The organism is Sulfurihydrogenibium sp. (genome assembly GCF_027448985.1).
In the GTDB taxonomy this organism is placed as follows: Bacteria; Aquificota; Aquificia; order Aquificales; family Hydrogenothermaceae; genus Sulfurihydrogenibium.
Window position 1 is genome coordinate 19,786 of record NZ_DAIDMN010000007.1, and the last position, 9,885, is coordinate 29,670.

Here is a 9,885-nt window from a genome sequence, read left to right on the forward strand (position 1 = left end):
ATAGGAAAGGCGGGCATTTTTCAACCCGCCTTTTTTAGATTTATGCAGATGGAAACTTCCAATACTCATCATCAATTGGGAACCAAGGTCTTGGCATCCACTTAGGTCTTCTTAAACCACCTGGCTGGTAGTTTGGTCTTGTAAGCTGGTCTCTCCACGCTTTGTAAACTTCCCAAGTTTTGTTTATATCTACAAATACATCTCCTATCTTATCTTCAGGACCTGCTTTCTCTATTAAAACTTTCTTGTGCCAGCATTGCATACCTGATAGTGGGTCTGGGTTTGCTGGGAAAACTGCGTTTTGGAATACTCCCGTTGTTCCTTTCCACCATATTTGCTCTGTGTCTTTGTTAAACTCAGGGAACTGCCAAGATTTAAATGGTTTTACACCTTCCTTAGTTCTCATAAAAAACTGGTTACCTTTTTGTTGAATATCTACCAATACAGAACCCATTCTCATTACACCAAGTTCGTGTTTAAATCCATCTACTTTTACTTCGTTTACAAGTCTCCATCTTCCATTGTGATGGGAACATGCAACTACTCCTGGTCTTGTAGCTTGGGTAGGCATTGCCATCGCTACAAAGTATCCGGTTTCTATTCCGGTTAGTGTGTCAACTACTCTTACTCTTACAGCATCTCCTCTTTTAATACCAAGCCTTTTAGCATCTTTTTCATATATCCAAAGTGGATTATGGTTTTGTCCTATCTCCATTAACCATTTTGAGTTTATAGACCTTGTATGGATAAGGTATGGAAGTCTATAGATTGGATTTAGTACAAAAGCGTTTTCTTCTTTCATATAATCATGGTGAACTTGAGAAACTATATGAATCATCGACTTTCTTTCTTCTGCATTTCTTGGGTATATAGGAATAGCGTATTCCGGCCATTTCCACTCTTTTAATGTTTTTGAGTAAAACTCTATATGTCCTGAAGGTGTTTTAAAACCATTTATAAATTTACCGTCTTTTACAATTCCTATCTTATGTTTTTTTCCACCTTCTTCAACATGGTAAACGGTATCGTTTTCTACCTTTATCTCACTTTCAGGAATCCACTTTCCATCGTATTGATAAGCTCTTTTTTCCGGGTCATAAGGTAAAGGTTTCTCATGAACATTGTATACGTCTGTAGCTTCTGTCCATGCTCCTCTATCTCTCATGTACTCGTAGGGTGTTATTCCAAGCTGTTGGCATGTTTCTTTTAGTTTTGGTAATTTTGAAAATGCAGCGTTGTAGTACTCTTCTATCGTTACAGGTTTTCCTGGATTTTGTTTTGATTCCCAATACTTTCTTATTCCAAGAGAACCATCTGGGTCAATAGCAAAGGCTAAGTTTATAAAGAACTCATCTTCTTCCCATATTTCACCTAAACCTACCTTTTTGTGAGCCTCTAAGGTTGCTTTCGCTGGGTCGTTTGGTTTCCATCCCATCTTTTGTAATGCAACTCTTAAAACTGGTTGTCTGAATCCGGTCCACTTTTCAGGTTTCGTAGGTTCAGAGTGTTGGTCGTGTCTTTCTCCTGCAAGTCCCATAGGAAGTATGTAATCACAGTAAAACGCCGTTTCTGCCCAGTTTGGAGACATGTAAACGGTTAATCCAAATTTATTTTCATCTTTTAAAGTTTCTACCCATCTAAAACCATCTGGATTAATCCAAACCGGGTTGTATATTCTCGAAAACCACACTTCCACTTTATCAGGTATTTTTAAACCTTTTTCTTTCCATCTGTTTCTCCATTCATCATCTACCAACAGATGAGGAAGTAAATAACTTAGTTCGTATGCTGACATTGGCCACTCTGGAGGCCATTCTAACTCATTCCAAGCTTTCACTGGCTCTGGGTCGGCTGCCATACATGCATCTCCACCTTTATCTCCCAAAGAGATTGTATGCCACTTATACCATCCAGTACCTCCTACACCTCCAATCGCTCCCATAAATGCCATCAGCATGGTACCTGTTCTTCCTGCACCCATCCATCCACCTCTGTTTCCTGCAGCAACCGCTCTCCAATGGTACTGTGTAATTCTATCACCAGCCCAAAGTATCATTTCGTAAAGTTTATCTAACATGGAAACAGGTATTTTTGCTTCGTTAGCTGCCCATTCAAAAGTGTAATCCTTGTATAAGTCTTTTAAAACCGCAACAAAGTCATCGAAACTATTTCCTTGTGGTACTTCAGTTAGAAAGCCTTTTTCTTTTAGGAATGATAAGTATTCTTTATCTGATATAAACTCTTTCCAGTTGAACCACCTTTCTACAAACTTTTTGTTGAATTTTTCCTCTTTTACGAGTCTACTAATCATAGCAAGGTTTATAGCTGCCTCCGTTCCTGGCCATGCAGGTATCCATAAGTCAGCCATTCCGGCTGAATTTGACATTCTTGGGTCTATCACAACAAGTTTAGCTCCCTTTGCTCTTGCATCTGCTATGTATCCTGCATGCTGTTGGTAGTAGTGACCTGCATCTGCAGCATGGGAAGATACTAAAAGTATCAGTCTACTGTTCGCAAAGTCAGGTGAAGTTCTATCATCACCTACAGTTACTATATTTCCAAATCTTCCGTTTGAAGAGCATATATTCGTATGGCTGTTTCTTCCATCTACACCCCAAGACCAAACCACTCTCCTTACATGAAAACCATTTTCGTTAGGTCTTCCTACGTGATATATTATCTGTTTTTTAGATATTTCATCTCCTTTTAAGAGGACTTCCCTCATCCTTTTTCCGATTGTTTCAAGTGCCTCTTCCCAAGTTGTTCTTACCCATTTGTTTTCTCCTCGCTTACTTCCGGGTGCCCTTTTAAGAGGGAACGGTATTCTATCTGGGTCGTACATCTGGGATAAGGCTGCATATCCTTTTGCACAGTTTCTACCTCTTGAACCAGAGTGGAAAGGATTACCCATGAACTTTTTAACAGTTAAGGTGTCCTTGTCTATCCAAGCTGTTAAACCACAAGCTGCTTCACAGTTGTTACATACGGTAGGAACTATCATGTAGTTTATGAGTTTTACACCATCTCTTAATGCTCCACCGTGAATTTTCCAGTAATCTCCAGCAGGTTCTTTCCAGTCGTTCCATTTTTCAAATGGTGGATAGTAATCTAAATGTTTTGGTTCAAAAGTGAGTTCTTGATTGTTTGCAATTTTGTTGTCTGCTTCTACTTTTTCAAATACACCTTTTGCTAATGCTACTCCTCCTATTGATGCTGCTACACCTTTTAAAAAGTCTCTTCTTGATGCTTTTATCATATTAAACCCTCCTTAATTAGCTAAGTGGTAACATTTGAGGAGCTAAAAGCCATGAATGTTTTACAAGCCAAAGCCCTACCAACGCTGATATTGAGCCAAGTAATGTATATTCGTATCTCTTATTCTCATTCGCAATTCCTACCATTACAATAGGAATTACAAATGTTAAAAAGATTCCAAGCCAAAACATTGGTGCAAGCTCCCCAAAAGTGAGTATTTCAACAGCTCTGTGGGAAAATTCTGAATGCATTCTTGCAAATAAAATCTCTCCAAGGTACATAGCTCCAGATAAAAATGCAGAGCCTATAAGTATGTATCCAAGCTCTCTTTTTACTTCTTCCATCTCAACTTTGTACAATGCCATTATCAATAAATAAGTTGCGGAACCTGCCAATGCTGCAGATAGAAGCATCTGAATCATTTCAGCTGGAAAAACCCATAACTCTCTTGCAGTGGCTTCTCCCATTATTCCGGCTGTGTATATTGTAGAGAAAAATGCCAAAACAAATCCTGGAATCATAACTCTATCAAAGAGTTTTTTATTTCCTGTAATCCAGGACCAGAAAGAAATCAATAAAACAATTACAAATCCGGATACAACCCAAGCACCAAGGGTCACAGCTGATGTAAAGTGAGCAAATAGGAATATCTTCCAGAATCTAAACATATGATGAAGGTCCAGTACCGTTACCAGCAAAGTTATACCGATAAATATCAAACCAAGAATAGGAATCCATTTTCTAAAAAATGTATCCTTTTCTGGATACTTTTTTATAAAGTAAAGTCCAAGTAAAAACGTTCCGGTAGCTATACTTTTCGCCCACATGTTTGTAGAAACAAGCCATCCCCATACAACTTTTGGTAAAGCCACATCAAAAGTTACTTCTGCTCCCAACATGATTAATGCCCTCCTATATGGTCTAAAAACTTAACTTCAGTAAAGAGTGTGTACCCTTCAGGTCTTTCTGATGCGAGAGGGTCAAGAGCAACAGTAGAGCCTCTAACATAAAAGTGTTTTGGTTTAGTGTTCAACTCTGGTTTTCTTACCATAACATCTTTATGTTCTTTTAGATATTTAGATATTTCACTTTCTGGGTCATCTAAATCACCGAATATGTTGGCATGTGTTGGACATGCGACAACACACGCAGGCATCATTCCAACTTCTATTCTATGAGCACAGTATGTACACTTGTCAGCAGAGTTTGTAATTGGGTCTATATATATAGCGTTGTAAGGACAAGCCATCATACATGATGCACATCCTATACATCTGTTGTGGTCAACGTTTACAATACCGTTAGGAAGATAGTGTAAAGCACTAACTGGACATATTCTCTCACATGGAGCATTTTCACAGTGATTACATCTAAGAGGTACAAAATGCCTTTTTACCTCCGGAAACTCTCCCTGGTCTATGTATTTAACTCTCAATCTCCAACTGTGAAGAGGAACATCGTTTTCAGCTTTACAGGATACCGCACACGCCATACATCCCATACATCTACTTAAATCTACCAAAAAACCCAGCCTCATATCTGACCTCCGATATTTTAAAGATATTTACAGATTTTACTACCCTTATTTCTCTTTGTCAAAAATATATTAATTATTGAATATCTTAATATTTTTAAACCCTTATAAGCATCCTTTAAAGAAGCCAGCTTTAGGTTTTGGAGAGATTTTATACTCTTTAATTTCTAAAACAGGAATATCCCCTTCTTTACCTACCACTTTTCCACTTGCATCTATACTACCACCGAATCCTTCATCAAGCTCAAAGTAGTAAATATTTTTTGGGGCGATAGCGTAAAAAGTGTTTTCTGTGACATCGTATATTACATATCCGGTTTTTGCTGCTTCTGCTGGTGGACAGCTTGATAAAAGTTCAAAACTACCAGTCTCTTTTGCCTTTTCTGCACAGGATTTAGCGGTTATTACTGCACTTGAAAGGTCTACATCTTCTCCTACATTCTCAGCTGAGAAAGAAGGAACGATTAACATGGTAGATAAAGTAAAACTCAAAAATAACTTTTTCACAATACTAACCTCCTTGTTAACATAGTTTATAAATACTAATACTTAGTTCAATGAAGTTGTCAAACGTTAACCAAATCATTTCAACGTTTTTAGATACGCTACAATATCTTTTAAATCCTGTTCAGATAGGTGAGTGTACGGTGGCATCTTAGAAGTTAAGTTTCCTTTGTTGTCTTTTATGTACCAAGTGTACATATCGTTGTTAGGGTATGCTCCGTTCTTATCTTTTTCCGCTGATTTGTTATAGTGTCTGTTTATGTTAAGATTTCTTATTACAACATCGTTAGGATTTACTATAGATTCTCTTAAATAAACAGGGTTTGAGTATCCTCCTATTTTAGACAGGTTAGGAGCTAATCCTTCAGGTGCTGAAGTTTGGTCTGCAAACCTATGGCATCCGTTGCATCCGTTTTGAATCATGAGTTCTTTTCCTCTTTCTGGATTACCAATATCTCCGTATCCCCAAGATACATACTTTAGGTATGCAGGGTCTGTTTTCATTTTATCCATCTTTATAAATTTCCAATTGGATATTACCTTGTTACCATCTCTGTTTAATGAGTCTCCATCCCAGATTGCAAATGAAACAGGGACCAATCCGGATGCAAGGTTTAAATCTGCCGTTTTAATAGGTTTTTTAATGAATGCTATCCATTGTTTATTTGTATCGTCGTACTTCATTGTAAATGAGAATCCTTTTTCAGATATCTCTGTTAAACTTCCAAAACCTTCAGCTATAAACGCTTTTTGATAGTCTCTACCTTCAACTGCTTTTTTAAGATAGGTCATAACAGGATGTTTTGTATCTCCCATTCCTATGTAGGCTAACGTGGTTCCTTTTCCATACTTTACTGGAAATTGGACGGATACTCCATCACCAAATTTTGTTGTAGTCATAGCAGGTTGGACAGATTTTGTGTCATCTTTCCATTTTATAAGTATACCTATCTCTTTTTGGTTGTAACCTACAGATACTTCTGCTTCTGCTTCTACTGGTTTTTGTTCTTCAACTTTTTTGTTTGCATTAGCATCGTTTAAATGGACTGAGTACTGTTGGTACAAAGTTATTTTTTTGGAAGGGATAGAATTTAAACTTTCTTCCGTTACATTGGAAATCTGTTTTGCTTCTATAACATCATCGTTAAAATTATCTGTTCCGGCGTTTGAAGATATTATTAAGGTAGAAAGAGCTAAAAGAGATAAAGTTTTTTTCATTATTGACCTCCTTCTTAATTTGTTAATTTAAGGGCAGGAAAACCTGCCCAACTAATATTAATGTCCACCATGTTTTTCTTTTTGTGGAAGTGGAAGTACTTTTTCATGGAAAGTGTAATCCTTAATCTCAACTCTTTGAGTGTTTGCACCTTGTAAGTATCTTTGGTCTATTATCTTAAAGAATTCTGAACCTTTAAGTCCTTTTTTAGCAGCTTCCTGTTGATAGTAGTTGTTATCGAGTCTAAACATATCTCTATGTGAGTATGCTATTAGGATATCCATAAGTTCAGACTCTTCTCCTCTTGCTCTTTTTTCCATCTCTTTTCTTAAAGTTTCAAGTGCTTGATGTACTTCTTTACCAAATAAAAGTTCTAAATATTCCATAGGTATTCTTCTTGAGTTTTCTATAGGAGCCATGTTATCATCAAACTTTGGTGGGTCAAACAAAGGTGGTACATAGTAAACGTTTGGTTGAGTACCAAAGTCTGGTCTGAGTGGTAGTGCTACTTTGTATTTATGTACTAGCTTGTAAACTTGTCCTTCTTCATCATCTAAAAATCCTACCCATCTTATTCTACCTACACATTGATGAGCACATGCAGGTGGTAGACCCTTTTCAACCCTTGGGAAACAGAATATACATTTTTCTGATTTTGATATTTTAGGGTTAAAGTAAATCTTTTTGTAAGGACAGCCAGCTATACAGTACCTGTATCCTTGACATCTTTCTAAGTCAACTAAAACTATACCATCCTGCTCTCTTTTGAATATAGCTTCCCTTGGACATGCTGCCAAGCATCCTGGATTTGAACAGTGATTACATATCCTTGGTATATAGAAGAAGTAAGAGTTTGGATACTCTCCTCCTCCTACATCTTCGTCCCAGTTTGGACCCCATTCTAAGTCTGATTTCGTTTGTAAAAGAGAGCCGTTGAATAGTTCATCGTGGTTGTAATCCCAAGGTACTCCGTAGTCAAGAACCATATCAGGAATTATTCCGTCTTTTAGATTTCCATCTTGGTCAAATCCACCTCCTGCTTCCATCCAGTTTCTTGGGTATCCAGCTCCTGGGTGTGTTTCAACGTTGTTCCAGTACATGTACTCTCTTCCATTTCTGTTTGTCCACTGGGTCTTACATGCTACAGTACATGTTTGACATCCAATACATTTATTTAAATCCATAACCATTGCAAGTTGTCTTTTTGACATTTATATACCTCCTTAAACTTTTTCTATATCTACGGAAGTTTCGTAAGCGTGTTGGTTACCATCCCAGTTTCCACCAAATTTTAGGTGGCCCCAACCATCAGAAAGCTCCAACAGGTTGAGAGGAGATGCTACTACCTCGTTATGTCCTTTTCTACCTTTGTAGAAGAATGGTTCCCAACCGTGCTCTAAGAGTATGGCATCTTTAGGACAAGATGGGTAAATCTTTGCCATTGCATAAAACTCACCTAGTGTGTTGTACACTCTTATCTCATCTCCATCTTTTATTCCTTTTTTCTTAGCTATTTCCGGATTTATCATTACGTAAGGTTTACCTCTTTGTAGTCTAAGGAGTAACGTTGAGGTTTTGTATGTTGAGTGAATAGACCATCTTGCGTGAGGTGTCATTAGTACAAATGGGAACTTCCTTGGTCTGATTGGTTCTTTTGCAGTTGGAACGTTTGCTCCTTCCTGTATCCATAAGTCGTCATCTACGTAGTATGTAATTCTTCCAGATAGTGTTTCAAACCTCTCATAAAGGAAAAGGTTGTTTTCAAATGCGTTGTAAGGTTTGTCTGGGTAAAGAGGAGAAGATTTTCCTGCTTTTTCGTTTAGTGTTAAGTATCCACCTCTTTTAAACATAGACTCTATAGTGTTTGGTTTAAACTGGTCTGTATTTTCAAGGGCGATTTCTACAGCATCTCTGTCATCTCTTAACTGACCGTTTATTGTGTACTCATCAACCAATGTGTCAAGGTCTCTGTATCCTGTTTTTGATAGCTCTGGGTCTGGAATTTTTATGTATTTTTTGTCTCCTGTCTCTTTGTATTTCTTCATTGCTATCTCTTGGATTTTTTCAACTATCATTGTACAGATTTCCCACTCAGATTTAGCTTCTCCGACAGGTTTTAGATTTGTAGGTGGATGTGCAAGGTTTGCAAATCTGTGGTATCCAGGGTTTGTTCTTAAGTCCCAAACTTCGTAGTGAGACTTTGCAGGTAAGAGAATATCTGCATAGTTTGCAAAGTCGGACATTCTAAAATCTACATAAGCTATGAACTTAGCTTTTTCTAAGAACGCTTTTTTGTAGGTAGAACCTTTGTTTCTTCTAAATCTTGCATCTGCAAAGAGTAGGAAAGTTTGAACATCTTTCCAATAAGATTTTCCGTGTCCTATTCCTTTATCTCCTTCGGATTTTGCAAGCATCTCTTCAACTTTCTTCTTGTACTGCTCTTTGGACATTCCCATTACTTCTTTGAATGTATCTTCTTCGTAGAGCTTATCAAAATCTTCCATCATGTTTCCAAGTACAAACTCACTTACGAATCCTGATGCTCACTGGGTTTGGGAAGGTAAATATAACGGTGGAAAAGTTATAGTTATCACTCCTGACTACAACGCAACAGCAAAGGGAGCTGACCTATGGGTGCCTGTAAGAGCTGGATATGACGGATTTTTAGCAATGTCTATAATAAATGAGATAATCCAGCAAAAACTCTACAAACCTAACTTTATTAAAGTATTTACAGACCTACCTTTCTTGGTTAGACTTGATAATAAGAAGCTATTAAGACTATCAGACATAGATAAAAATGATCCTATGTTTGATAAAGAGATATTCCACAATATGGAAGAAAAAGCCCACGGAAAAGAGTTTGAAGAGCATGAAGTATTTTTATCCTACAACCTTAAAAACGGTAAGTTCACTGTAATGCCTGGTTCTGAAGGAAACCCAGTTAAAACGTTGAGATTAAAAGACCTTGGATGGGACATAGACCCAGCTTTAGAAGGTGTTTATGAGGTTAGATTAAAAGATGGCTCAAAAGTAAAAGTTACACCTGTGTTTGAGCTGTTAAAAGCAGAAGCTGCAAAATTCCCAGCAGAAAAGACATTTAAACTAACAAATGTTCATCCAAAGATAGTCCAACAACTTGCAAGGGATATAGCACTTCCAAAAGTTGCATTTATATCTATGGGCTTCACAATAGGAAAGTACTTTAACGGAATGTTAGCACAAAGAGCAATAGCATCCATTACACCACTTTGTGGAAGACTTGGACCTTACGGTGGTTTCAACTCAGAAAATGAGTGGGCAATATTAATCCAGAATGCCATAGTATGGTTTCATTAACTTGAGGAACAACGTTTGATATAGGATGACCTATTAA

The 9,885-nt window shown here is 37.4% G+C and carries 8 protein-coding genes; 1 reads left to right on the top strand and 7 read right to left on the bottom strand.

Annotation, left to right across the window (positions count from 1 at the left end; genetic code table 11):
• Window positions 1-40 precede the first annotated feature (40 nt).
• The 7 genes from NE054_RS01440 to NE054_RS01470 form a co-directional block, all read right to left on the bottom strand.
• A complete protein-coding gene (locus NE054_RS01440) occupies window positions 41-3,256 on the bottom strand; it encodes a molybdopterin-dependent oxidoreductase (RefSeq protein ID WP_297887506.1) in 3,216 nt (1,071 codons plus the stop codon).
• A 16-nt stretch (window positions 3,257-3,272) separates the two neighbouring features.
• The gene (nrfD, locus tag NE054_RS01445; RefSeq protein WP_297887508.1) at window positions 3,273-4,154 is read right to left on the bottom strand and encodes an NrfD/PsrC family molybdoenzyme membrane anchor subunit; all 882 of its coding nucleotides are present in this window, start codon (window positions 4,152-4,154) and stop codon (window positions 3,273-3,275) included.
• Window positions 4,155-4,156: 2 nt separating this feature from the next.
• Window positions 4,157-4,792: a 4Fe-4S dicluster domain-containing protein gene (locus NE054_RS01450; RefSeq protein WP_012673645.1), complete on the bottom strand. Its 636-nt coding sequence runs from the start codon at window positions 4,790-4,792 to the stop codon at window positions 4,157-4,159.
• A gap of 102 nt (window positions 4,793-4,894) precedes the next feature.
• Window positions 4,895-5,296 (bottom strand): hypothetical protein, encoded by a 402-nt coding sequence (locus tag NE054_RS01455; protein WP_297887514.1) that lies wholly within the window; start codon window positions 5,294-5,296, stop codon window positions 4,895-4,897.
• Window positions 5,297-5,371: 75 nt separating this feature from the next.
• Complete coding sequence (locus NE054_RS01460) at window positions 5,372-6,511, bottom strand: c-type cytochrome (protein WP_297887517.1); 1,140 nt, start codon at window positions 6,509-6,511, stop codon at window positions 5,372-5,374.
• Window positions 6,512-6,568: 57 nt separating this feature from the next.
• Window positions 6,569-7,720 carry a 4Fe-4S dicluster domain-containing protein gene (locus tag NE054_RS01465; protein WP_297887519.1) on the bottom strand — a complete coding sequence of 384 codons (1,152 nt, stop codon included), beginning with the start codon at window positions 7,718-7,720 and terminating at the stop codon, window positions 6,569-6,571.
• A 12-nt stretch (window positions 7,721-7,732) separates the two neighbouring features.
• A complete protein-coding gene (locus NE054_RS01470; RefSeq protein WP_297887522.1) occupies window positions 7,733-9,013 on the bottom strand; it encodes a molybdopterin dinucleotide binding domain-containing protein in 1,281 nt (426 codons plus the stop codon).
• A gap of 1 nt (window position 9,014) precedes the next feature.
• On the opposite strand from NE054_RS01470, the gene NE054_RS01475 reads away from it, so the two are divergent.
• Complete coding sequence (locus NE054_RS01475; protein ID WP_297887524.1) at window positions 9,015-9,848, top strand: molybdopterin-dependent oxidoreductase; 834 nt, start codon at window positions 9,015-9,017, stop codon at window positions 9,846-9,848.
• Window positions 9,849-9,885: the final 37 nt, after the last annotated feature.